At 63.1% G+C, this 23,991-nt stretch carries 23 protein-coding genes and 1 other RNA gene; 11 read left to right on the forward strand and 13 right to left on the reverse strand.

The annotated features are described in order from the left end of the window. Positions 1 to 300: 300 nt before the first annotated feature. The 3 genes from pyrC to rnpB all read left to right on the forward strand — a co-directional run bounded on the left by pyrC (position 301) and on the right by rnpB (position 2,688). Entirely contained in the window at positions 301 to 1,371 is a 1,071-nt protein-coding gene (pyrC, locus tag KZJ38_RS04445; RefSeq protein ID WP_219798957.1) for a dihydroorotase, read from the forward strand. Beyond that, on the forward strand, positions 1,368 to 2,225 hold the full coding sequence (locus KZJ38_RS04450) for a DUF3025 domain-containing protein (RefSeq protein ID WP_246641638.1): 858 nt from the start codon (positions 1,368 to 1,370) through the stop codon (positions 2,223 to 2,225). Before pyrC ends, KZJ38_RS04450 begins: the two co-directional genes overlap by 4 nt. 50 nt (positions 2,226 to 2,275) lie before the next feature. Next, positions 2,276 to 2,688: RNase P RNA component class A (gene rnpB, locus KZJ38_RS04455), an RNA gene on the forward strand. A 122-nt stretch (positions 2,689 to 2,810) separates the two neighbouring features. Here the strand turns inward: rnpB and KZJ38_RS04460 are convergent. Next, positions 2,811 to 3,233: an OsmC family protein gene (locus tag KZJ38_RS04460; protein ID WP_219798958.1), complete on the reverse strand. Its 423-nt coding sequence runs from the start codon at positions 3,231 to 3,233 to the stop codon at positions 2,811 to 2,813. 722 nt (positions 3,234 to 3,955) lie between these two features. Between KZJ38_RS04460 and rplM the strand changes: the two genes are divergently transcribed. The 3 genes from rplM to erpA all read left to right on the forward strand — a co-directional run bounded on the left by rplM (position 3,956) and on the right by erpA (position 5,412). After that, positions 3,956 to 4,384, forward strand: a complete 429-nt coding sequence (gene rplM / locus KZJ38_RS04465; RefSeq protein WP_075158980.1) for a 50S ribosomal protein L13 — start codon at positions 3,956 to 3,958, stop codon at positions 4,382 to 4,384. Between the two features lie 11 nt (positions 4,385 to 4,395). Continuing rightward, positions 4,396 to 4,788 carry a 30S ribosomal protein S9 gene (rpsI, locus tag KZJ38_RS04470; protein WP_219798959.1) on the forward strand — a complete coding sequence of 131 codons (393 nt, stop codon included), beginning with the start codon at positions 4,396 to 4,398 and terminating at the stop codon, positions 4,786 to 4,788. Positions 4,789 to 5,046: 258 nt separating this feature from the next. Next, complete coding sequence (gene erpA, locus KZJ38_RS04475; RefSeq protein ID WP_219798960.1) at positions 5,047 to 5,412, forward strand: iron-sulfur cluster insertion protein ErpA; 366 nt, start codon at positions 5,047 to 5,049, stop codon at positions 5,410 to 5,412. A 148-nt stretch (positions 5,413 to 5,560) separates the two neighbouring features. Here erpA and KZJ38_RS04480 read toward each other — a convergent pair whose 3' ends face one another. Then, on the reverse strand, positions 5,561 to 6,652 hold the full coding sequence (locus KZJ38_RS04480; RefSeq protein WP_246641726.1) for an anhydro-N-acetylmuramic acid kinase: 1,092 nt from the start codon (positions 6,650 to 6,652) through the stop codon (positions 5,561 to 5,563). A gap of 322 nt (positions 6,653 to 6,974) precedes the next feature. Between KZJ38_RS04480 and tyrS the strand changes: the two genes are divergently transcribed. The 3 genes from tyrS (at position 6,975) to KZJ38_RS04495 (ending at position 9,555) form a co-directional block, all read left to right on the forward strand. Continuing rightward, positions 6,975 to 8,216 (forward strand): tyrosine--tRNA ligase, encoded by a 1,242-nt coding sequence (gene tyrS / locus KZJ38_RS04485; protein WP_219798962.1) that lies wholly within the window; start codon positions 6,975 to 6,977, stop codon positions 8,214 to 8,216. Positions 8,217 to 8,288: 72 nt separating this feature from the next. Further along, positions 8,289 to 8,747, forward strand: a complete 459-nt coding sequence (dtd, locus tag KZJ38_RS04490; RefSeq protein ID WP_219798963.1) for a D-aminoacyl-tRNA deacylase — start codon at positions 8,289 to 8,291, stop codon at positions 8,745 to 8,747. 142 nt (positions 8,748 to 8,889) lie between these two features. Beyond that, positions 8,890 to 9,555, forward strand: a complete 666-nt coding sequence (locus tag KZJ38_RS04495) for a histidine phosphatase family protein (protein ID WP_219798964.1) — start codon at positions 8,890 to 8,892, stop codon at positions 9,553 to 9,555. A gap of 75 nt (positions 9,556 to 9,630) precedes the next feature. Here the strand turns inward: KZJ38_RS04495 and ruvB are convergent, their stop codons facing one another. From ruvB to KZJ38_RS04535, 8 genes are all read right to left on the reverse strand, one after another. Beyond that, positions 9,631 to 10,695 (reverse strand): Holliday junction branch migration DNA helicase RuvB, encoded by a 1,065-nt coding sequence (gene ruvB, locus KZJ38_RS04500; protein ID WP_219800112.1) that lies wholly within the window; start codon positions 10,693 to 10,695, stop codon positions 9,631 to 9,633. 143 nt (positions 10,696 to 10,838) lie between these two features. Next, positions 10,839 to 11,420 (reverse strand): Holliday junction branch migration protein RuvA, encoded by a 582-nt coding sequence (gene ruvA, locus KZJ38_RS04505; RefSeq protein WP_219800113.1) that lies wholly within the window; start codon positions 11,418 to 11,420, stop codon positions 10,839 to 10,841. A 160-nt stretch (positions 11,421 to 11,580) separates the two neighbouring features. Further along, complete coding sequence (gene ruvC / locus KZJ38_RS04510; protein ID WP_219798965.1) at positions 11,581 to 12,123, reverse strand: crossover junction endodeoxyribonuclease RuvC; 543 nt, start codon at positions 12,121 to 12,123, stop codon at positions 11,581 to 11,583. A 156-nt stretch (positions 12,124 to 12,279) separates the two neighbouring features. After that, positions 12,280 to 13,845, reverse strand: a complete 1,566-nt coding sequence (purH, locus tag KZJ38_RS04515) for a bifunctional phosphoribosylaminoimidazolecarboxamide formyltransferase/IMP cyclohydrolase (RefSeq protein WP_219798966.1) — start codon at positions 13,843 to 13,845, stop codon at positions 12,280 to 12,282. 45 nt (positions 13,846 to 13,890) lie between these two features. Then, the gene (locus KZJ38_RS04520; protein ID WP_219798967.1) at positions 13,891 to 14,124 is read right to left on the reverse strand and encodes a Fis family transcriptional regulator; all 234 of its coding nucleotides are present in this window, start codon (positions 14,122 to 14,124) and stop codon (positions 13,891 to 13,893) included. Next, entirely contained in the window at positions 14,121 to 15,185 is a 1,065-nt protein-coding gene (dusB, locus tag KZJ38_RS04525; protein WP_219798968.1) for a tRNA dihydrouridine synthase DusB, read from the reverse strand. Before dusB ends, KZJ38_RS04520 begins: the two co-directional genes overlap by 4 nt. A 335-nt stretch (positions 15,186 to 15,520) precedes the next feature. Continuing rightward, complete coding sequence (locus tag KZJ38_RS04530; protein ID WP_219798969.1) at positions 15,521 to 16,798, reverse strand: UbiH/UbiF/VisC/COQ6 family ubiquinone biosynthesis hydroxylase; 1,278 nt, start codon at positions 16,796 to 16,798, stop codon at positions 15,521 to 15,523. Then, on the reverse strand, positions 16,795 to 18,279 hold the full coding sequence (locus KZJ38_RS04535; RefSeq protein ID WP_219798970.1) for an aminopeptidase P N-terminal domain-containing protein: 1,485 nt from the start codon (positions 18,277 to 18,279) through the stop codon (positions 16,795 to 16,797). Before KZJ38_RS04535 ends, KZJ38_RS04530 begins: the two co-directional genes overlap by 4 nt. Positions 18,280 to 18,457: 178 nt before the next feature. Between KZJ38_RS04535 and KZJ38_RS04540 the strand changes: the two genes are divergently transcribed. Then, positions 18,458 to 19,069 (forward strand): glutathione S-transferase, encoded by a 612-nt coding sequence (locus tag KZJ38_RS04540; RefSeq protein WP_219798971.1) that lies wholly within the window; start codon positions 18,458 to 18,460, stop codon positions 19,067 to 19,069. Positions 19,070 to 19,123: 54 nt separating this feature from the next. Here KZJ38_RS04540 and KZJ38_RS04545 read toward each other — a convergent pair whose 3' ends face one another. From KZJ38_RS04545 to KZJ38_RS04555, 3 genes are all read right to left on the reverse strand, one after another. Then, on the reverse strand, positions 19,124 to 20,734 hold the full coding sequence (locus KZJ38_RS04545; protein WP_219798972.1) for an FMN-binding glutamate synthase family protein: 1,611 nt from the start codon (positions 20,732 to 20,734) through the stop codon (positions 19,124 to 19,126). Between the two features lie 90 nt (positions 20,735 to 20,824). Further along, positions 20,825 to 22,024, reverse strand: coding sequence for a tRNA 2-thiouridine(34) synthase MnmA (mnmA, locus tag KZJ38_RS04550; protein ID WP_219798973.1), 1,200 nt, complete (start codon positions 22,022 to 22,024; stop codon positions 20,825 to 20,827). 22 nt (positions 22,025 to 22,046) lie between these two features. Then, positions 22,047 to 22,523 carry an NUDIX hydrolase gene (locus KZJ38_RS04555; RefSeq protein WP_219798974.1) on the reverse strand — a complete coding sequence of 159 codons (477 nt, stop codon included), beginning with the start codon at positions 22,521 to 22,523 and terminating at the stop codon, positions 22,047 to 22,049. Positions 22,524 to 22,797: 274 nt separating this feature from the next. Here KZJ38_RS04555 and KZJ38_RS04560 point away from each other — a divergent pair, with 274 nt between their 5' ends. Continuing rightward, positions 22,798 to 23,949 carry a Re/Si-specific NAD(P)(+) transhydrogenase subunit alpha gene (locus KZJ38_RS04560; protein WP_219798975.1) on the forward strand — a complete coding sequence of 384 codons (1,152 nt, stop codon included), beginning with the start codon at positions 22,798 to 22,800 and terminating at the stop codon, positions 23,947 to 23,949. Positions 23,950 to 23,991: the final 42 nt, after the last annotated feature.

The raw sequence follows: 23,991 nt of genomic DNA on the forward strand, positions 1-23,991 counted from the left end.
TGCGCGAAGCCTTGCGGCTTAAGGGCGAGCCAGCCGTTACAATGGTATTTTTACAAGCATAGCACCGCGCCCCAGGCCGTAATCATTAAAATTGACGTATGTTCAGGCCGCTTTTCGACCGCTTGTGACCGCTTGTGACCGCTTGTGACCGCTTGTGACCGCTTGTGACCGCTTGTGACTGCTTGTGGCCGCTCTTGACCAGGTGTGACCGGGTTTGAGAGGGCCTGCATGCGTGATTTACGCCGTGATTGCCGTGCTTTGCTCAATTTGATTGCCATGATCTCCTCATCGTCCGCTCCCATGTCTTCTTCGTCACCTACCGGCACGTCCGTCGATTCTGTTTCGCTTGCACGTCCTGATGACTGGCATCTGCACGTGCGCGACGGCGCGATGCTCGCGGCCGTGTTGCCGCACACGGCGCGCCAGTTCGGCCGCGCGATCATCATGCCGAACCTGAAACCGCCGGTGACGACGACCGAACAGGCGCGTGCGTATCGCGAGCGAATCCTTGCCGCGATTCCTGCGGGCATGAAGTTCGAGCCGTTGATGACGCTATATCTCACCGATAACACCGCGCCCGATGAGATTCGTCGCGCGCGCGAAAGCGGCTTCGTGCATGGCGTCAAACTGTATCCGGCCGGCGCGACAACGAATTCCGATGCGGGCGTGACGAACCTCGCGAAGTGCGCGAAGACGCTCGAAGCGATGCAGGAAACCGGCATGCCGCTACTCGTGCATGGCGAAGTGACCGATGCGTCGATTGACCTGTTCGACCGCGAGAAGGAATTCATCGATCGCGTGATGACGCCGTTGCGCCGCGACTTCCCCGCGCTGAAGGTTGTGTTCGAACACATCACGACGAAGGACGCGGCCGAATACGTGCGCGATTCTCACGCGGAGCCCGGGCTTCTCGGTGCGACGATCACCGCGCACCATCTGCTCTACAACCGCAACGCGATTTTCCAGGGCGGCATTCGTCCGCATTACTACTGCCTGCCGGTGTTGAAGCGCGAGCAGCATCGTGTGGCGCTTGTCGAAGCGGCCACCTCGGGTAATCCTCGCTTTTTCCTCGGCACCGATAGCGCGCCACATCCTAAGGGGCTCAAGGAACATGCATGTGGCTGCGCAGGCTGCTATACGGCCCTGCATGCGCTCGAGCTTTACACGGAAGCGTTCGACAAGGCCGGCGCGCTCGATCGCCTCGAAGGCTTCGCGAGCTTTTATGGCGCGGACTTCTATGGTCTGCCGCGCAGTGCCGAACGCGTGACGCTGCGTCGCGAGGAGTGGACGCTGCCCGCCGAGGTGACGGCCGGCGATACGCCCGTCGTGCCGTTGCGCGCGGGTGAAGCAATTGGCTGGCGGCTTGTGTGAATCGTTTGAATTGCGTGACGGGGCAGGCGGCGCGGCCCGCTGCCGGCTTTGCCGATATCGACTGGTCGACGCCCTGGTTCTCGCAATTCACGCCACGTGGGGAGCGCTGGCAGCAGGCCGCGCTACAAAGCCCGGCCGCACTGCTCGCGGAAATGAACGCCGATGCGCAGCGATGCGTCCACACAACCGGGCGCGGCGCGCGCCTGTCGTTTATCTCGCAGCATGAGCTTCCGCCCGGCGCGACCTACGAGGCGCACATCGCAGCGACCGGTTGCGTTCCCACCCGTCACAATCTTCACGATTTCTTTAACGCGCTTTCGTGGTTCCAGTTTCCGCGGATCAAGGCCGCGCTCAGTGCGCGCGGAAGCGCCGCGCTCGATGCGCTCGGCGTGGGTCCGACACGCGGTAGCACACGCGACGCGTTGACCGTATTCGACGAAAACGCGGTTCTGTTCGCCTGTTCCGACCGGGCGCTGGCGGCCGCGTTGCGGGCGTTCGACTGGCGGGCGCTTTTTATCGCGGGCCGTGACGCATGGGGCGCGCGCGGCGAAGTGCGCTGTTTCGGCCATGCGCTGCTGGAAAAGCTGGTTGCGCCGTACAAGGCTTGCACCGCGCATGCGTGGATCGTCGACGTGCCTCCCGCTTACTTTTCGTGGGACGTAGTCGCACGCGACGCTTGGCTCGACGACACAGTCAGCCGCGCCTTGCTTGCGACAGATGCAATGACGGGCCGCGTGTTCGCGCCGCTGCCGGTGCTCGGCATTCCGGGATGGTGGACGGCGAACGAAGCACCGTCGTTCTACGACGATCAATCGGTGTTCCGCGCGGGCCGCCGGGCCGAACGGGCGGGGTAGGCCGTAGGCCCGACAGGTCGATCATGCGCGATGGTAGAATCGCGCTCAGCAAAGCAGGCCAGGCAGTCGCGGCTTTGCCGGTTACGGCCGGCGAAGGCGAGGAAAGTCCGGACTCCATAGGGCAGGGTGATGGCTAACGGCCATCCGTGGCGACACGCGGAACAGGGCAACAGAAAGCAAACCGCCGATGGCCTGGCGAAAGCCAGGATCAGGTAAGGGTGAAACGGTGCGGTAAGAGCGCACCGCGGCTGCGGTAACGTAGCCGGCACGGTAACCTCCACCCGGAGCAATTCCAAGTAGGCAGGCGTGCATCTTCGCGATGCAGGACGGGGCCCCCGTTTCGTCTGCGGGTAGGAAGCTTGAGCGCGTCAGCAATGGCGCGCCTAGAGGAATGGCTGCCACGCGCGGTGCGTTTTCGGACGTGCGGCGTGCACAGAATCCGGCTTATCGGCAGGCTTTGCCGCTGAATGAAAAACGCCGGCGTCCCTATTTGCAGAGTTACTGCAGTTGGGGCGCCGGCGTTTGTTTTTGTTGCGTGTGGCGGCGGTGCGCATTTGCGCACCGCACGCAGGAAGGCCAGTCCGATCAGGCGTCGACGATGTCGAACGAGTGGGTCAGCTCGGCGGTCTTCGCGAGCATGATTGACGCGGAGCAGTACTTGTCGTGCGACAGATTGATCGCGCGCTCGACCGTCGTCGGGTTCAGGTTCTTGCCGGTCACGGTGAAGTGGAAGTGGATCTTCGTGAACACCTTCGGATCTTCGCTCGCGCGCTCGGCCTTCAGCGTCACCGAACAGTCGACGATTTCCTGGCGGCTCTTCTTGAGGATCATGACGACGTCGTACGCGGTGCAGCCGCCCGTGCCGAGCAACACCATTTCCATCGGGCGCGGCGCCAGATTGCGGCCGCCGCCTTCAGGCGCGCCATCCATCGCGACCAGATGGCCGCTGCCGGTTTCCGCGGCGAAGGCCATGCCGTCCGTTCCCATCCAGCTCACTTTGCATTCCATGTGCGATCCCCAGCTGATTCGGTGCAAATTCGAGCAGGCATTGTAGCCCGTTGGTTCGGGGTTCGCCCGAAGCTACATCGTTTCGCACGCACCTTGACCGCACGTCGATTGTTGCGGTGCGTCACACAACCGCTTATGAGGGGTTCCCCTAAGACCTTTAGGGTTTTCCAGCGCTGATTTTGCACCCTCATGGAGCATTGAGTGCGCGTTATTCATTGATTTTAAAGGGAGTTTGTCGAGTATTTAAAGTACAGGCGACATGTCATATTGTGAAATCAAATTTCGCATTGCAAATCCTCTTGCATCGCACAAGCCGCGCTCATATAATCTGTTCATTGGTTGTCGCTTCTGGGCAACCTCCGCATGTCTCCTCCACCCTCCTCCTAAGGTGGATTAAGCCCGAACCAGTGGTTCGGGCTTTTTTTCGTCTGCTGAGCTCGTTCCGCCGGAGTTCATCCGGCTCCCAGTCGCGCTGCGCTGTTTTGCTCGCGATTTCGTCCTGCGCACCGGACACACGCCGGCATCGTTAGCGACGCTTTGACTCGGGCTCACAATTTCCTTTATAATTCAGGGCTTTTCCGCATTCATGCCCGCGGAAGAAGAACAGGGAGCGCCTGCACAGCGTTACGGAAGCATCTAGAACTTCCCGGCAAACGTGGTCAATGGACGCAGTTCAAGTCCAGCAGGAACAAAAAGGGCACAGCAATTTATTTGGATCGATCATGAAAACTTTTTCCGCAAAAGCCCATGAGGTGACGCGCGAATGGTACGTGATTGACGCGACGGATAAGGTTCTCGGCCGTGTCGCCAGCGAAGTGGCACGCCGTCTTCGCGGCAAACACAAGCCTGAATTCACTCCTCACGTCGACACTGGCGATTTCATCATCGTCATCAATGCCGGCAAGCTGAAGGTCACGGGCAACAAGACCACGGACAAGAAGTACTACCGTCACTCGGGCTACCCGGGCGGTATCTACGAAACGACGTTCGGCAAGATGCAGGAACGCTTCCCGGGCCGCGCGCTCGAGAAAGCGGTCAAGGGCATGCTGCCGAAGGGCCCGCTCGGCTACGCAATGATCAAGAAGCTGAAGGTCTACGCCGAAGCAACGCATCCGCATTCGGCGCAACAGCCGAAGGCGCTCGAGATCTAAGGGGAGCCCACATGATCGGTAACTGGAATTACGGTACGGGCCGCCGCAAGAGCGCTGTTGCTCGTGTCTTTATCAAGGCTGGCAAGGGCGAGATCATCGTCAACGGCAAGCCTATCGCTGACTACTTCTCGCGCGAAACGTCGCTCATGATCGTGCGTCAGCCGCTGGAACTCACGAACCACGGCACCACGTTCGATATCAAGGTGAACGTGTCGGGCGGCGGTGAAACGGGTCAGGCCGGTGCGGTTCGCCACGGTGTCACCCGTGCGCTCATCGACTATGACGCAACGCTGAAGCCGGCGCTGTCGAGTGCTGGTTTCGTCACGCGTGACGCACGTGAAGTCGAGCGTAAGAAGGTCGGTTTCCACAAGGCACGCCGCAGGAAGCAGTTCTCGAAGCGTTAATCGCTTCTGGCGATTCCCGTCGCGCCTGCTTTACTGGCTGCGGCGGAATCCGTCACAAAAGGCCGCTGTCGCAAGCTTGCGTCGGCGGCTTTTTGTTTTGCAGGCCCGGGCGGGCTGCATCCCGCGCGCTTGGGCGCGGCGCCGACCGTGTCAGCCCGTCATCCCGCTATTCGTAAGAACCTATTGTTTTCATGGACTTCGGCACGATATCAGGATCGGCCCTACAATAGCGTTTAGTAGCTTTTTTGGAGAGTTCGCATGAACGCAGTGACCGAAACCCCAGTAGCCGAAATGCCGGCTCCGTTCGTTTTCACGGACGCAGCGGCTGACAAGGTCAAGGAACTGATCGACGAAGAAGGCAATCCGGAGCTGAAGCTGCGTGTTTTCGTGCAGGGCGGCGGCTGCTCGGGCTTTCAGTACGGTTTCACGTTCGACGAGGCGATCAACGAAGACGATACCGTGATGAACAAGAGCGGCGTCCAGTTGCTGATCGACTCGATGAGCTATCAGTACCTGGTCGGCGCCGAGATCGACTACAAGGACGACATCAACGGCGCGCAATTCGTGATCAAGAACCCGAACGCGTCGACAACCTGTGGTTGCGGCTCGTCGTTCTCGGTTTGACGATTTAATGCGCAGTCTGTGTGACAGGAAACGGGGCCTCGGCCCCGTTTTTATTTGCCACCACCGCTTTGAGTTTAGCTTCACCATGCTTTGAAGCAGCTTTGGCACGGCGTGGCGCGCCGTTCGCCGCTCACTCCGTCTCAAGCATTCAGCGCGGATATAACGCCCCCAGCACACGTTCGCCTGCCGCGCCGGTCACTGCCGGCAAATTTCCAGGTTCCCGCGCAACATGCCGCATCGCCAGCCACGCGAACGCAAGCGGCTCGACCTGATGCGGCGGCACGCCGAGCGCTTCAGTGGTCAGCACCGGCACGCCGCTCACACCGCTTTCCTCCATCGCGCGTTGCAGCGCTTTGAGCAATTCCGCATTGCGCGCCCCGCCGCCGCACACATAGAGCGCCGTGCAATCCGACGCGTGACGCTCGATCTCGCGCGCAACGGTTATCGCGGTCAGCGACGTCAATGTGGCTTGCACGTCGGCCGGCTGTAGCGAACTGAATGGCTGCAACTTCGCATCGAGCCATTCGTTATTGAAGAGGTCGCGCCCCGTGCTTTTCGGCGGCTGAAGCTCGAAGAAAGGCTCGTCGAGCAACGCATGCAGCAGCGGGCGGTGCACCTGGCCGTTTGCGGCGAAATGCCCGTTCTCATCGAAAGGCTTGCCCAGATGGCGCTGCGCCCATTCGTCGAGCAGCGCATTTGCGGGCCCGCAATCGAAGCCACGCACCGCACCGTTTGCCGACAGGATCGTGATGTTGCTGATGCCGCCCAGGTTGCACACAACACGCGTTTCGCCGCTGGCGCCGAACACGGTGGCATGAAACGCCGGCACGAGCGGCGCGCCTTGCCCGCCCGCTGCAACGTCGCGCGAGCGGAAGTCGGAGACGACGTCGATATGGGTCATCTCCGCGAGCAGCGCCGGGTTGTTGATCTGCCGCGTATACCCTTTCTCCGGACGGTGCCGAACGGTTTGCCCATGTACGCCAATCGCGTGGACATCTTCCGCGGACAGGTTGCCGCTTCTGAGCAGCTCATGTACGCAAACGGTGTAGCGCGCGGCGAGCGCGTTAGCCGCAAGCGCTTCGCGCTCGATTTCGTTGTCGCCTGGCTGTTGCAGGCCGAAGAGGGCGTCGCGCAGCGTTTCCGAAAAGCTCACGAACGCTTCCGATCGCACCACCGGTACCTTGCCCGCCGCAAATTCGACAGCGATACCATCGACGCCGTCCATGCTCGTGCCCGACATCAACCCGAAGTACACGCCGTCTGCGCTTGTCGCCTCTTTCGCCACGTTGGGCTCCTTTCAAACGTAGGTTGCGAATCGCTTATTGCATACCGCTCATTGCAAGCAGATCACGGCGATTGTCGCGCAATGCGGCCTCACGCAACAGGTTATGCAACGCGGTGCGCGGCCGCACGCGGTTGATTCGACACCTGCATCATGCCTCATTCGGGGCGCGGCGAAACCCTGGCCATTCGGCCAGCACGGTGCGATCGCGGTCCCATTCCGGCCGCTTTGCGCGTCAACTATGGGACAATCTCACTTTTCGCGATTCCTCCGTTACAGCATGAGCACCGAGCCCACTTCCAAACCCGCCTTTCCCGTCACTGACGAAGTCCGTCATGCGCTTGCCGTCACGAAGCGCGGTGTCGACGAGCTGCTGATCGAAGAGGAGTTCGAGCAAAAGCTCGCGAAAAGCGCGGCGACCGGCACCCCCCTTCGCATCAAGCTCGGTCTCGATCCGACCGCGCCTGACATCCATATCGGCCACACGGTCGTACTCAACAAGATGCGGCAGTTGCAGGACCTCGGGCACAACGTGATCTTCCTGATCGGCGATTTCACGTCGCTAATCGGCGATCCGTCCGGCCGCAACGCAACGCGTCCGCCGCTCACACGCGAGCAGATCGAAACGAACGCCAAGACTTACTTCGACCAGGCGTCGCTTGTGCTCGACCGCGCGAAGACCGAGATTCGCTACAACAGCGAATGGTCGATGCCGCTCGGAGCGGACGGCATGATCAAGCTCGCGTCGCGTTACACGGTGGCCCGCATTCTCGAACGCGAAGATTTCACGAAACGCTTTCAAAGCGGTGTGCCGATTTCGATCCACGAATTTCTGTACCCGCTGATGCAGGGCTACGACTCGGTGGCGCTGAATTCGGACCTCGAACTGGGCGGTACGGACCAGAAGTTCAACCTGCTGGTCGGGCGCGAACTGCAAAAGCAGTATGGCCAGGAGCAGCAATGCATCCTGACCATGCCGCTGCTCGAAGGGCTCGACGGCGTCGAGAAGATGTCGAAGTCGAAGAACAACTACATCGGTATCAGCGAAAAACCGACCGATATGTTCGGCAAGCTGATGAGCATCTCCGATGACCTGATGTGGCGGTATTTCGAACTGCTGTCGTTCCGGCCGATGAACGAGATCACCGGATTCAGACGCGAGGCCGAAGCGGGCCGCAACCCGCGCGACTTCAAGGTGATGCTCGCGCAGGAGATCGTTGCGCGCTTCCATTCGCAGGCGGACGCCGAGCGTGCGCTCGAAGACTTCAATCACCGCGCAAAGGGCGGCGTGCCGGACGACATCCCGTCGGTGACGCTCACTGGCGCGCCGCTCGCGATCGGTCAGTTGCTGAAGCAGGCGGGCCTCGTGCCGTCGACGAGCGAAGCGCTGCGCAACATCGAGCAGGCCGGCGTGAAGATCGACGGCACGACGATTTCGGATAAGGCGCTCAAGGTCGAAGCGGGCGAATACGTCGTGCAGGTCGGCAAGCGACGTTTTGCGCGCGTGACGCTTTCGGTGTGACGTGAACGTCATCGCGCACATGGTCGACTCCGCCACGCGAATCCTCGCCCTTGCGTTAGCCGGGTGTGCCGCATGATTGCGTTGATCCAGCGCGTGAGAAACGCCGAGGTGCGCGTCGGCGATCGTGTGACCGGCGCGATCGGTGCTGGTCTGCTTGCGCTTGTCTGCGCGGAACGCGGCGATACCGACGCGGTTGCCGACCGGTTGCTTGCGAAAGTGCTCGGCTATCGTGTTTTCAGCGATGCCGCGGGCAAGATGAACCTGAATGTGCAGAACATCGACGGCGCTGGTCGCGCGGGCGGCCTGCTGCTGGTCTCGCAGTTCACGCTGGCGGCGGATACGAATAGCGGCCTGCGGCCGAGCTTCACGCCGGCAGCACCGCCCGACGAGGGCAAGCGCCTGTTCGATTACTTCGTTGCGGCGGCGCGTGCGAAGCATCCGCTTGTCGAAACCGGCGAGTTCGGTGCGGAGATGCAAGTCTCGCTGGTGAATGACGGGCCGGTCACGTTCTGGTTGCAAGTTCGCGCATAACGCATCGTATTGCATGACATTGCGTCTCAGCGCATTGCGCGTCGGGCCGGCACCGCTCGCCGGCATGTGTTATTAACGAACGATCCAACTTTGCGTTCGATATCCGGCTTGACGAAGCCACGAACACGCACCGCTTATTCTCATGTCCACTCAAATTCTCTTTATCCGGCACGGCGAAACGGACTGGAATCGCATCAAGCGCATACAAGGGCATATCGACATCCCGCTCGCGGCGTCCGGCATCGCACAGGCGCGGCGGCTCGCTGTGCGGCTTGCGCGCGAAGCGAAAGGGGGTGCGCGCCTCGATGCGATCTATTCGAGCGACCTGCAGCGCGCGCAGCAAACGGCGCAGCCGTTCGCCGACGCACTCGGCATGCCGCTGATCCTGAACGAAGGCTTGCGCGAGCGGTCGTTCGGCGCGTTTCAAGGCCACGACAGCGACGAGATCGCCCAGCGCTTTCCCGACGAATACGCGCAATGGCAAACGCGCGATCCGGGCTTCGCTCCGCCGGAAGGCGAGTCGGAACGGGTGTTCTATCACCGTGTGTTGCACGCGCTCGAGCCGATCGTCGCCGCGCATCCGGATGGACGCATCGCGTGCGTCGCGCATGGCGGCGTACTCGACTGTGTGTACCGGCTTGCAAAGGGCATTGCGCTCGACGCGCCACGCGATTACCCGCTGCTCAATACGAGCATCAACGTTGTCGATTTCGACGGCGGGAAGGCGACTGTCGTGTCATGGGCAGACGTTGCACATCTCGACGGGCACAGCGAGGACGACGGCTTCCACAAGTCGCCGCGGGCGTAACGTTAAAGCCGTTGGCGTATCTCAATCAAGGCTGCCGCATCGCGCGCTGAACCACTGCGCGCGGGGCGGCGGCGCTTATGCAGGATCCGAGTCCCACAAGCCGCGTACCGGACTCGAAGAGTCGGGCGCGGCCAGCCCGAAATGCCGGTACGTGAGCAGCGTCGCAACACGGCCGCGCGGCGTGCGCTGCAGATAGCCCTGCTGGATCAGATAAGGTTCGAGCACGTCTTCGATCGTATCGCGCTCTTCGCCGATCGCCGCGGCGAGATTGTCGACGCCGACCGGGCCGCCATCGAATTTGTGCAGGATTGCCTCGAGCAGCTTGCGGTCCATCAGATCGAAACCGACCGGATCGACATCGAGCATTGCCAGAGCGGCATCCGCCACCTTCGCGCTGATATTGCCGTCCGCCTTCACTTCCGCGAAGTCGCGCACACGCCGTAGCAGGCGGTTCGCAATACGCGGCGTGCCGCGCGAGCGTTTCGCGATTTCGAGCGCGCCTTCCGGATCGATCTGCGCATTCAATAACGATGCGGAGCGCGTGACGATGCGCGCGAGTTCCGTCGCGTTATAAAACTCGAGCCGCGCAACGATACCGAAGCGATCGCGCAGCGGATTGGTCAGCATGCCGGCGCGCGTGGTCGCACCCACCAGCGTGAACGGTTGCAGATCGAGCTTCACGCTGCGCGCAGCCGGACCTTCGCCGATCATGATGTCGATCTGGTAGTCCTCGAGCGCCGGGTACAGGATCTCCTCGACGACCGGCGACAAGCGGTGAATTTCGTCGATAAACAGCACATCGTTTGCTTCGAGATTTGTCAGCAGCGCGGCGAGGTCGCCGGCTCGCTCGAGCACCGGCCCCGACGTTTGCCGCAGATTGACACCCATTTCACGCGCGATGATGTGCGCAAGCGTGGTCTTGCCGAGGCCCGGCGGCCCGAACAACAGAACGTGGTCGAGCGACTCCGAACGGCGCTTCGCAGCTTCGATAAAAATCTCGAGCTGACCGCGCACCTTTTCCTGGCCGACGTATTCGTCGAGCTGACGCGGGCGCAGCGCGCGCTCGAACGCCTCCTCATTCGGCGACACGGGCGTGGCGGCGATGATGCGTTCGGCGGCGAGTTTGTCGGTTTCGATCATGACGGGCATTGTACCGCGCGCCGCGTGTTCACAAACCTGGCCGAATGGCCAGGGTGTTTTCGCGGCGGCAGTGTGACATGCTTCGCTTCGTCGTCAGGTGCAACGCGCCGCCAGCGTTGCACAGCGCGACGGCGACACGCCGGTCAGGTCTTCGACAATGCCTTGAGCGCGAGCTTGATGCCTTCCGAGACTCCCGTGCCGGCCGGCACATTTTTGATGGCCGCCAACGCTTCTTTTTCGGAGTAACCCAATGCGAGCAAAGCATTCAGGATATCGGACGCATGACCGGAAGCGGAGACAGCGCCTGCGGCAGCGCCGAGGTCGGCACCGAGCTTTCCCTTGAGTTCGAGCAGCAGCCGCTCCGCGGTTTTCTTGCCGATGCCGGGCACGCGCGTGAGGCGGGCGGCATCCTGCAGCGTCACGGTTTGAGCGAGCTCCTGCACGCTCATGCCGGACAGCACGGCGAGCGCCATGCGCGCGCCGATGCCACTGATCTTTAACAATTCGCGAAACGTTGCGCGTTCCTGCGCGGTGCCGAAGCCGTACAGCAGGTGGGCGTCCTCACGCACGATCAGCTGCGTGAGCAGCACCACTTTTTCGCCTGTCGACGGCAGGTTGTAGAAGGTGCTCATCGGCACGTCGACTTCGTAACCGACGCCGTTGCAGTCGACGAGCAGGTGCGGCGGGTTCTTTTCCAGCAGGACGCCGGCAATGCGACCGATCATGATCGATTCAATCGTGGGGGAAAGCGCGAGTGTAGCGCAGCGCGAACCCACGCGGCGCGGGCCGAAGGGGATGAAAGGGCTGGAGGGGCTAAAGCACGCTGCCGCTGTGATCTTGCCGCCCGTGGGCGCAGCGGTTCGGGTTCGTGCGACGCGGTGCGCCCTAACCGACCAGCCGTCCCCGCCGCACGCGCAGGCCCTTCTTCGCCAGCGCCGGCGCGATACCACCGAGCGTGCTCAGCGTACTGCCGCCGTGCGCGTGGCAAATGGCCATACCGAGCGCATCGGCGGCATCGGTGCCCGGCATGCCGGAGAGCGTTAGCAGGCGCACCACCATCTGCTGCATCTGCTCCTTCGTTGCGCGACCGTAGCCGACCACCGCCTGTTTCAACTGCAGTGCCGTGTATTCGGCCACCGGCACGCCGCCCGCCACGAGCCCGCAGATCGCCGCGCCGCGCGCCTGGCCGAGCAGCAGCGTCGATTGCGGATTGACGTTGACGAAGACCTTCTCGATGGCCGCCTGATCGGGCGCATGCTCGCGAATCAGCGTGGATATACCCTCGAAGATCGTACCGAGACGGGACGGCAGATCGCTGTCCTGCGTCTTGATGACGCCGCTCGCGACGTAGCGCAACTGGTGACCGGACTGGTCGATCACGCCGAAGCCGGTCACGCGCAGGCCGGGGTCGATGCCGAGAATTCTCATAGCGGAAGGGCGGACTCAGTGCCTGCGATACTACAACGAATCGGATGAAAAACGGCCCGACAGTGTCGCTCTGCCGGGCCGCCTGGTCAATCTGGTGACGTGATTCAGTGGGGTAACTCAGTAACGTGACTCAGTAACGTGACTCGGTGACGTAACTCAGTGCCGGAAATGCCGCACGCCAGTCACGACCATCGCGATGTTGTGCTCGTCCGCGGCGGCGATCACCTCGTCGTCGCGCACCGAGCCGCCCGGCTGGATCACGCAGGTCGCGCCGGCCGCGACGACCACGTCGAGCCCGTCGCGGAACGGGAAGAACGCGTCCGACGCAACGGCCGAGCCGTTCAGCGACAGCCCGGCGTTCTGCGCCTTGATGCTCGCAATGCGCGCCGAGTCCACGCGGCTCATCTGTCCGGCGCCGACGCCGAGCGTCATGCCGTTGCCGCAGAACACGATCGCGTTCGACTTCACAAACTTCGCCACGCGCCACGCGAACAGCAGATCGTCCATCTCCTTCGGCGTCGGATAGCGCTTCGTCACGACACGCAGGTCGCGCGCCTGCACATTCTTCGCATCGAGCGACTGCACGAGCAGCCCGCCGCCGACGCGTTTCAGGTCGAACGCGTTGCTCCCGTCGCCGAGCGCGATTTCGAGCAACCGGACGTTCTGCTTGGCAGCGAACACCTGACGCGCCGCGGCGCTAAACGCCGGCGCAATCAGCACCTCGACGAACTGCTTGGCAACGGCCTGCGCGGTTGCTTCGTCCACCTCGCGGTTGAACGCGATGATGCCGCCGAACGCCGAGGTCGGATCGGTCTGGAATGCCTTCGCGTACGCTTCGTTCGTATCGGCGCCCACTGCCACACCGCACGGATTCGCGTGCTTGATGATCACGCAGGCCGGTACGTCGAATGTTTTTACGCATTCCCAGGCAGCGTCCGAATCGGCGATGTTGTTGTACGACAGTTCCTTGCCCTGCAGCTGCGTGTAGTTCGCGAGCGCACCGGCCGGCACCGCGAGGTCGCGATAGAACGCCGCGCTTTGATGCGGATTTTCACCGTAGCGCAGGTCCTGAACCTTGTCGAATGCGAGATTGAACGTGGCCGGATACGTGTTGCGCGAGCGATGCTGCAGCTCTTCGGTGAGGCTCGTCAGGTAATTCGTGATCGCGCCGTCGTACTGCGCGGTGTGTGCGAACACCTTGGTCGCAAGCCGGAAGTTCGTCTTGTAGCTGACCGTGTTGCGGTTCGCGCGCATTTCGTCGAGCACGGCCGCGTAATCGACCGGATCGACGACCACCGTAACGTCGCGGTGATTCTTCGCCGCGGAGCGCAGCATCGTCGGGCCGCCGATGTCGATGTTCTCGATCGCGTCTTCGAGCGAGCAGTCTTCCTTCGACACGGTCTGCACAAACGGATACAGATTCACGACAAGCAGGTCGATGGTCGGAATGCCGTGCTGCTCGAGCGCGGCCATGTGTTCGGGCAAATCGCGGCGCGCGAGAATGCCGCCGTGCACTTTCGGATGCAGCGTCTTCACGCGCCCGTCGAGCATTTCCGGAAAGCCCGTGTAATCGGCTACCTCGGTGACCGCGAGGCCCGCATCGGCGAGCAGTTTTGCGGTGCCGCCGGTCGACAGGATCTTGACGCCGAGTTCCGACAGCGATTTCGCAAAATCGACGATACCTGACTTGTCGGAAACGGAGATGAGCGCTTGCTTGATCATGATGAAAACGGGAAAGCCCGATGAAGGCGTGGCAGGGCGCGTGCGCTACAGCAAACCGTGCTGTTGCAACTTCTTGCGCAGCGTATTGCGGTTGATGCCGAGATACTCGGCGGCCAGCGACTGATTGCCGCCGGCCTGCTCGAGCACCACCTCGAGCAGCGGTTTTTCAACGCACGAGATGACCATGTCATAGACGTCGTGCGGATTGGAGCCGTCGAGGTCCTGAAAGTACACATCCAGGCTGTCGCGGACACATTGTTCGATATTGTGCTTGCTCATGCTGCTAATAAGTCGGATTGGTCCCGTTCGCCGTTGTTTTTTGCATCGTCTTCGACATACACGAGGCGATCGGAAATCGCCTTTTGCGCGTCGAAGAATTCATTGACGGCGAGCAGCTGCTCGCGCGTCGTATCCAGCGTATTCATCCGATGGCGGAACACGTTGGCGCCGGAAAGGCCGCGAGTGTACCAGCCGATATGCTTGCGCGCAGTACGCACGCCGGTGAATTCTCCGTAAAAAGCGTAGTGATCCTCGAGATGCTCGTTCATGACCTGCTGAATCTCGTCGATTCGCGGCGGCGGCAGCAGGCTGCCCGTCTGCAGGAAATGATCGATTTCGCGGAACAGCCACGGGCGCCCCTGCGCCGCGCGGCCAATCATGATGGCATCCGCGCCGGTCGCGGCGAGCACATCGCGCGCCTTCTGCGGCGACGTGATGTCGCCGTTGGCGACGACCGGAATGCTCACCGCAGCCTTGACCGCGGCGATTGTTTCGTATTCGGCTTCGCCGTGGTAGAGATCCGCTCGCGTGCGGCCATGCACGGTCAGCATCGAGATGCCGGAGGATTCGGCGAGACGCGCGACGTTGAGCGCGTTTTTGTTTTCGCGATTCCAGCCGGTACGAATCTTGAGCGTGACGGGTACCGCATCGGGCCCGATGCCCACTGCGTTGACGACGGCCTCGACAATGCGTTGCACGAGCGGTTCGTTTTGCAGCAGCGCGGAGCCGGCCGCGACGTTGCACACTTTTTTCGCGGGGCAGCCCATGTTGATGTCGATGATCTGCGCGCCGTTCGCGACGTTGTAGCGCGCGGCTTCGGCCATCATCTGCGGGTCGGCGCCGGCGATCTGCACGGCGATCGGCTCGACTTCGCCCGCGTGGTTCGCGCGCCGCATGGTCTTTTCGCTCTTCCAGAGCTGCGCGTTCGACGCAACCATTTCCGAGACGGCATAGCCCGCGCCGAGCCGCTTGCAAAGCTGGCGGAACGGCCGGTCCGTCACGCCCGCCATGGGGGCGACGAAAAGGTTGTTGCGCAAATTGTGCGTGCCGAGAACGGGCATGAGCAAAAGAACCAGCCGCGGTGAGCCGCTTTGCGGGACAGCGCTGCACAACAGCGCCGACACAGGAGCGGGTACCGCAGATCGCGAGGGGAAAGTTTCTATTTTAACGTTAACGGCGCACCACCCGTCAGAGTTAAGTGCGTGATAAGCCGTTAAATCTTCTATGAAAGTGCGCTCTGTCATAGAACGCACACGCGCCGACAGGCGTTATTTCCGATGCAGTACCATGCAAATGGACGCGTGCACAGGCACACACTAGCGCGATCGGTGCACGAAGTGTGCGGCCACGCTCCCGCAAACGCGCCGCCCGCCTGCCGCAATTGGCGACGCTGGCGCTAGCGCCGTTGCCCGAACATCATCTGCCGTGCGAGCGCCGTTTTCACAGGCGGCACGAATTCAAGCGCAGTCAGCGCGAGGCCGCGCAGCGGGCCAAGCGCGGGAAAGTCGAACGTGAAGAGACGTGCGAGCGTATCGGTGGCGCCGATCGTGAGTCGCCGGTCGAGCGCGCGGCTGCGCGCGAACGCCGCCAGCGCGAGCGGCGACGCACCGTGTTGCGACAGCGCGTCGGCCAGCGCATGCGCGTCGCGCAGACCGAGGTTGAGCCCTTGCCCGGCGACCGGGTGCAGCGTCTGCGCGGCGTTACCGATCGCGACGACGCGGCCGTTCACGAGCGCGTCGACGGTATTGAGACCGAGCGGAAATGCCGCACGTCCGCGAATGTGCGTAAAGCGGCCCATCCGCTCGCCGAACGCGACGCCGAGTTCGTGCAGAAACGCGTCGTCGGGCAGTTGCGCCCGGCGTGCCGCTTCTTCGGGCGCGCAGCACCAGACGAGCGCATAGTCGGCGCCGCGCACACCGCCTACCGGAAGCAGCGCGATCGGCCCTTGCGAGGTGAAGCGTTCCCATGCGACATGCGGCCGCGGCGTCGACACGGTGACCGTGCCGACGAGCGCCGTTTGCCCATAGTCGCGCGTGCCGCCGCCGCGAGCCGCCTGCTGTTCGTGAAAGAGGCCGCCTTCGGCGCTGACCAGCAGACGCGTACGCAGCGTGCGCGGCGCGTGGGCCGGGCCAGTGCTTTCGATATGCAGCGTCACGCCGTCGTCTTCCTGCACGGGCGGCCGCGCGGTCGTCGATTTGAACCAGTGCACGGGCGTCGTCTGCACGACCTGCGCGAGCGCGTGCACGATCGAGCCGTAGCGCAGCACGTAGCCGAGCGCCGGCAGCCCGTGCTCGGCGTGGTCGATCAGCGTGCGGCCGAAGTGTCCGCGCTGCGAGACGTGAATGCGATGAATCGCGGTCGCATCGGTGGGCCAGCGCAGCGGCTCGAGTATCATCCGGCTGCCTTGCGACACGGCGATCGAGCGCGGATCGGATGCCGCGTCTTCCGGCTCGCGAGCGTCGATCAGCGCAATCGACAGCGCGCGCGTCGCGCTGCGCCGCGCGAGCCAGCCCGCGAGCGCGAGCCCGACCGGACCCGCACCGACTATCGTCACGTCGAAGTCGAACGGCTGGTTTTGCTGCGGAAGGCTTACGGTGTTCGAGCCTGGCCGCTCGCCCGTCTGAAACCCATGACTTGGCGTATGCTGCCCCTGATCCACATTCGCCTCGCTCATGCGGCGCCGGGCGCAGCAAGCGCAGTATCTTGCACCGCTTGCGCGTCGCGCATTAACGCTTCGATCTCGTCAGCGTCGACGGGTACGTCGCGTGTGAGCAGCTCACAGCCGGTCGCGGTGACGACCGCGTCGTCTTCGATGCGGATGCCGATGTTCCAGTATTTTTCCGGCACGTCTTCAGCGGCACGAACATAGAGACCAGGCTCGATCGTGAGCGTCATCGACGGCGCCAGCGTGCGCCACGGCGGCATTTTCTGACCGTCTGGCGCCGCACTTCCATTAACGCTGCCTTCACCGCTTCTCTCACCGCTTCTTTCCCCGCTTCTCTCACGGTAATCGCCGCAGTCATGCACATCCATCCCGAGCCAATGCCCGGTCCGATGCATATAAAACCGCGCATACGCGCGCTGCTCGATCACGTCGTCGACGGTGGCATAACGGTCGCGCCCGATGATGCCGGTATCGAGCAGCCCTTGCGCGAGCACGCGCACCGCGGCTTCATGCGGTGCATCGAAGCTCACACCGGCGCGCGTCGCATCGATCGCCGCCTGCTGCGCGGCGAGCACGATGTCGTACAACTCCCGCTGCGCGGCGCTGAAGCGGCCGTTGGCCGGAAACGTGCGCGTGATGTCGGATGCGTAGCCGTCGAGTTCGCAGGCGGCGTCGATCAGAATCAGATCGCCGTCGCGCGCGATCGCGTTGCCGGCCGGATAGTGCAACACGCAGGCGTTCGCGCCGGCCGCAACGATTGATCCGTACGCCGGCGCTTGCGCGCCGTACTTGCGAAACGTGTAAAGCAGCTCCGCTTCGAGTTCGTATTCGCGCATACCCGGCCGGCATACGGCCATCGTGCGGCGATGCGCGAGCGCGGAAATCTGTGCGGCGCGGCGCATCACGGCCAGCTCGTGGCTGTCCTTGAAAAGACGCATCTCGTCGAGCACCGGCAGCAGGTCATGTACCGCAGTCGGCGCCACGACGCCGCTGCGCGAGCGCGCGCGCACCGCGTCGAGCCATAGACGCACCTGCGCGTCGAGTTCCGGCGATACGCCGAGCGCATAGTGCAGGGCAGGCTTGTCCGCAATGATGCGCGGCACATGCGTGTCGAGCTCGTCGAACGGAAACGCGGCATCGAAGCCAAACGCATCGCGCGCGCCTTCCGGACCGTAGCGGAAGCCTTCCCACGTCTCGCGCTCCGCGTTCTTCTCGCGGCAGAACAGGATGGCCGCGGGCGCATCGGGCGCCGCGCTCGCATCGAGCACGAGCAGCGCTTCGGGTTCGGTAAAGCCGGTCAGATAGTAGAAGTAGCTGTCGTGCCGGTACGGGTAGTCGGCGTCGCGGTTGCGCAGCACTTCGGGCGCGGTCGGTACGATCGCGACACCGCCGCCCGCTGCGCGCAGTGCGGCCAGCACGCGCTCGCGCCGTTGACGGTAGACGGCGACGGCCGCTGTCGGATCGAGGGAGGATTCGGTCGGCAGGTTCATCGTGCGATTGTAGCGCTCTATAAGACATTGCAATGCGCAGCGCGTATGGCGCGAATTGTTGCAATCCGCCCACAAGCAGCCCGGCACCGCTTACAGGATCGGGCCGCGACCCTTGAAACGACGCCATTCCACGTATACTTTCGGCCAATCAAGAAAACGAGAAGAGGCAGAAGAAGTGATGAAACTCATCGGTTCACTGACGAGCCCGTTTGTCCGCAAAGCGCGGATTGTGCTCGCAGAAAAAAAGATCGACTACAAACTGGTGCTCGAGAACCCGTGGTCGGATGAGACGACTATCCACACGTTCAACCCGATCGGCAAGGTGCCATGCCTCGTGATGGAAGACGGCGAGGCCGTCTTCGATTCGCGCGTGATCTGCGAATACGTCGATACGCTGTCGCCGGTCGGCAAACTGATTCCGCAACAGGGGCGCGAGCGCATCGAAGTGCGCTGCTGGGAGGCGCTCGCGGACGGCATCATGGACGCCGCCGTGCTTGCGCGGCTCGAAGGCGTGTTGCGCACGCCGGATCAGCGTAGCGAGAACTGGGTCGAGCGGCAGCGCCGCAAGGTCGACGAGGGTCTCGTCGCGATGTCGCAAGGCCTGGGAAGCAAGCCGTGGTGCACCGGTAATCACTACACGCTGGCCGATATCTCGGTGGGCTGCGCGCTCAGCTATATCGACTTCAGAATGCCGGCGCTGAACTGGCGCGAGCTGCATCCGAATCTGGACAAGCACTACCAGAAGCTGTCGCAGCGGCAGTCGTTCATCGACACGGTGCTGACGGAGTAAGGACCAAAGAAGCGGCGGCTGCGTCGATAAACGCACGCACGCCGCCTTCTGCTGTCAAGCCGCAACGCTCGACACTTCCGGCGTGAACGAATCGCTGGTCGCGACCGGCCACCATTTCTCATACAGCGTGTAGCGGTAGGTGCCGTTGAGCAGATCGTTCGGCTCGAGGTACTTCAGTAGATCGCACATCAGCCGCACCTCATACGACGACACGCGCCGCACGATATGATGCGGCCGCAAATCCGCCGGATGCCGCAGCCCGGCGGCCTGCACGATTTCCTTGAGCGCATGCAGCGTGTTGTGGTGATAGTTGAACACGCGATCGGACTTGTCGGACACGATCAGCGCGCGCTGGCGCACCGGGTCTTGCGTCGCGACGCCGGTCGGGCAGCGTCCGGTATGGCAGGTTTGCGCCTGGATGCAGCCGACCGCGAACATAAAGCCGCGCGCCGCGTTGACCCAGTCCGCGCCGATCGCGAGCGTCTTCGCGATATCGAACGCGGTAATCATCTTGCCGCTCGCGCCGATGCGAATCTTGTGGCGCAGCCCGATGCCGACGAGCGTATTGCGCACGAGCAGCAGCCCTTCCTGCAGCGGCACGCCGATATGATCGGTGAACTCGAGCGGTGCCGCGCCCGTGCCGCCTTCCGCGCCGTCGACCACGATAAAGTCCGGCAGGATGCCCGTTTCCAGCATCGCCTTCGCGATACCGAAGAATTCCCATGGATGCCCGATGCACAGCTTGAAGCCGGTCGGCTTGCCGCCGGACAGCGTGCGCAGTTGTTCGACGAATTCGAGCAGCTCGCGCGGCGTCGAGAACTCCGAGTGCGAGGCCGGCGACACGCAGTCGCGGCCCATCGGCACGCCGCGCGTCTCAGCGATTTCCGGCGTGATCTTCGCGGCCGGCAGCACGCCGCCGTGGCCCGGCTTCGCGCCTTGCGACAGCTTGATCTCGATCATCTTCACCTGCGGGTCGCGTGCCTGCTTCGCGAACTTGTCCGGGTTGAAGGTGCCGTCGTCGTTCCGGCAGCCGAAGTAACCCGACGCGATCTCCCAGATGATGTCGCCGCCGTGCTCGCGGTGATACTTCGACATCGAGCCTTCACCGGTGTCGTGCGCGAAGCCGCCTTTCTTCGCGCCGAGATTGAGCGCGCGAATCGCGTTCGCCGACAGCGAGCCGAAGCTCATCGCCGACACATTGAAGATCGACATCGAATACGGCTGCTCACGCCCTTCGCCGACCGTGATGCGGAAGTCGTGATCGTCGAGCTGCGTCGGCGCGAGCGAGTGGCTGATCCATTCGTGGCCGACCGCTTTCACATCGACTTCGGTGCCGTAAGGGCGGCTGTCGGTTTCGTTCTTCGCGCGCTGATAGACGATGCTGCGCTGCACGCGCGAAAACGGCTTTTCATCGGTGTCGCCTTCGACGAAATACTGGCGGATCTCGGGCCGGATGAATTCGAACAGGAAGCGGAAATGTCCCCACAGCGGATAGTTGCGCAGGATCGCGTGCCGTTTTTGCGTGAGATCCCATGCGCCAAGCGCAACGAACAGCGCGGGCACGACAAGCCAGAACCACGAGATAAGCGACACGGCCGCGAGCGCCGCGCAGGTCGCGGTGACAAGCACCGCGCACCACATCGCCAGATAACGTCGAGAAAACATGGGGACTCCGTTGCTATGAATGCGCCGCGGCGGGATCGTTCGTCGCCATGCGAACGGAATCCGCTGCGGGGGTGAGGGCGTGGAGCGTGGTCAGCGCGCGGCAAGCGCCGCGTCGCGCGGCGCTTGCGTGGCAGGCTGAGGCTGCGCGGTTACCGCGTGTTCGATGATGCCGCCGCCAAGACAGATGTCGCCATCGTAGAGCACGGCGGATTGCCCCGGTGTGACAGCCCATTGCGCATCGTCGAAGTGCAGCGAGAAGAGAGCTTGTTGCGCGCTGTGCTGCGAACCTTGCTGCGAAGAACCTTGCGCTGCGCTTGGCGACACGCCGACGCGCGAGAACGTGCACGCCGCATCGGCTTGCCGGTAACGCGTTTTCGCGCCGCACGCGAAGCCTTCGGCCGGCGGCTCGCCCGCGACCCAGCTCGTATTGCCGGCGACGAGCGTTTCGCTGAGCAGCCACGGATGGTCGTGCCCCTGCGCGACGAAGAGCGTGTTGGTCGGAATATCCTTGCCCGCGACGAACCACGGTTCGCCGCTGCCGTCCTTGCTGCCGCCCAGACCAATGCCCTTGCGCTGGCCGAACGTATAGAACGCAAGGCCGATATGCTCGCCGACGAGCTTGCCGTCGGTCGTTTTCATCGGACCGGGCTTCGTCGGCAGATAACGGTTCAGGAAGTCGCGGAACGGCCGCTCGCCGATAAAGCAGATGCCGGTCGAATCCTTCTTCTTCGCGTTCGGCAGGCCGATCTGTTCAGCGATCTCGCGCACCTTCGTTTTCGGAATTTCGCCGAGCGGAAACAGCGTCTTCGACAGTTGCGCCTGGTTCAACCGGTGCAGGAAGTACGACTGGTCCTTCGTATGGTCTTTCGCCTTCAGCAGTTCGAAACGGCCGTCGATTTCGCGCACGCGCGCGTAGTGCCCCGTCGCGATGGTTTCCGCGCCGAGCGACATCGCGTGATCGAGGAATGCCTTGAACTTGATTTCGGCGTTGCACAGCACGTCCGGATTCGGTGTGCGGCCGGCCGAGTATTCGCGCAGGAATTCGGCGAAAACACGGTCTTTGTATTCGGCGGCAAAGTTGACCGCCTCGACGTCGATGCCGATCAGGTCGGCCACCGATACGACGTCGATCCAGTCCTCTCGCGTCGAACAGTATTCGCTGTCGTCGTCGTCTTCCCAGTTCTTCATGAAAAGGCCGACCACGTCGTAGCCCTGTTCCTTCAGCAGCCACGCAGTGACCGACGAATCGACGCCGCCCGACATGCCTACTACGACTTTCTGCTTGCTCATCTCTTTGTGCCTGCTGCTTTCTTTATCGGGGAGGCCCGACCGAATGCGTGTGCACGAAGTCGAGCGGGAAACGCTTGCCCGCGAGGTAATCGTCGATGCAGCGCATGACGAGCGGCGTGCGATGCCGTTCGGTACATGCGCGCAGCTCGTCGGCGGTCATCCACAGCGTGCGGACGATGTCGGGGTCGAGTGCGCGATCGGTGACGGCGCCTGCCGACCCGCAGAACGTGAAGCGCAGGTACGTCGTGCCATCGCTGTCCGGGCGCGCCCAATGCGTCATATAGACGCCGATCAGCGCCTCGGGCGTGAACGGATGCGCGGTTTCCTCGAGGGTCTCGCGAACCACCGCTTCGGCGAGTGTTTCGCCCGTTTCGAGGTGGCCGGCCGGCTGATTGAGCCGCAGCCCGGCGGACGTATGTTCCTCGACGACGAGAAAGCGCCCGTCGCGTTCGACGACGGCCGCGACCGTCACATGCGGAGCCCAGGTTTCCGGTTTCATGGGCCGACATTTTACCGTTTCTGAGGTTTCGCCGCCCAACCGGTGCGCGGACTTGCGAGCGCCGGCGAATGGCGGGTGAGGGCCGCCGCAGGCCTGCAAGGGCCTCGCGCGGGCGCGTGAAGACCTGTGGCTTTCCCCTACGCCCTATCAGCCGACAAATTTAATGCGCGCGCTGGGGATTCGGTTAAAGTGACACAGTAGCCGATGCATTGAGCAAGCCGGCGAGCCCTCGTCGGCAAGTCCGTCAAACAAGAAGGTCGAGGAGGAGTTCACGATGCACATCGGAGTGCCAGCCGAGACGCGCGCCTACGAAACCCGCGTCGCCGCGACGCCCGAGACGGTCAAAAAGTACGTGTCGCAGGGCCATCGCGTGACGGTACAAAGCGGCGCCGGCGTGCCCGCCAGCTTTCCGGACGACGCATTTTCCGCTGTCGGCGCCGAAATTGCCGATGCGGCCACTGCCTTCGCCGCCGATCTCGTTCTCAAAGTCCAGTCGCCCACCGAAGCCGAGCTGCCGCTGATCAAGCGCGGCGCGACGCTGGTCGGCATGCTCGATCCGTTCAACGCGGAGAATGCCGCGCGCCTTGCCTCAACGGGCGTCACCGCCTTCGCGCTCGAAGCCGCGCCGCGCACGACGCGCGCGCAAAGCCTCGACGTGCTGTCGTCGCAGGCGAATATTGCCGGTTACAAGGCGGTGCTGCTTGCCGCGGATCTCTATCCGCGCTTCATGCCGATGCTGATGACCGCGGCCGGCACCGTGAAGGCGGCGCGCGTGCTGATACTCGGCGCGGGCGTCGCGGGCCTGCAGGCCATTGCGACCGCGAAGCGCCTTGGCGCCGTGATCGAAGCATCCGATGTGCGGCCCGCGGTGAAAGAGCAGATCGAATCGCTCGGCGCGAAATTTCTCGATGTGCCCTACGAAACCGATGAGGAACGCGAAGCGGCCGAAGGCGTCGGCGGCTACGCGCGGCCGATGCCGCCGTCGTGGCTCACGCGCCAGGCGGCGCTCGTTCACGAACGCGCGCGGCAGGCCGACATCGTGATCACGACAGCCCTGATTCCGGGACGCGCGGCGCCGACGCTGATTTCGACGGACACCGTGCAGTCGATGAAGCCCGGCTCCGTGCTGATCGACCTCGCGGCGGGACGTGGCGCGGAAGTCGAAGGCGAGGCAGGACGACGCGGCGGCAACTGCCCGCTGACCGAAGCGGACCAGGTTGTCGTCAAGCATGGCGTGACGCTTGTCGGTTACACGAACCTCGCATCGATGGTGCCTGCGGACGCGTCGTCGCTGTACGCGCGCAACCTGCTCGACTTCCTGAAGCTGATCGTCACGAAGGAAGGCGCGCTCAACATCGATCTTGCCGACGATATCGTCGCGGCCACGCTGCTCGTGCGCGACGGCGCGGTCGTGCGCGCAGCCTGATCGCGGCCTGATCGCAGCCATCGGCCCGTAACCGTACAAGTA

The organism is Paraburkholderia edwinii (assembly GCF_019428685.1).
Lineage (GTDB): Bacteria > Pseudomonadota > Gammaproteobacteria > Burkholderiales > Burkholderiaceae > Paraburkholderia > Paraburkholderia edwinii.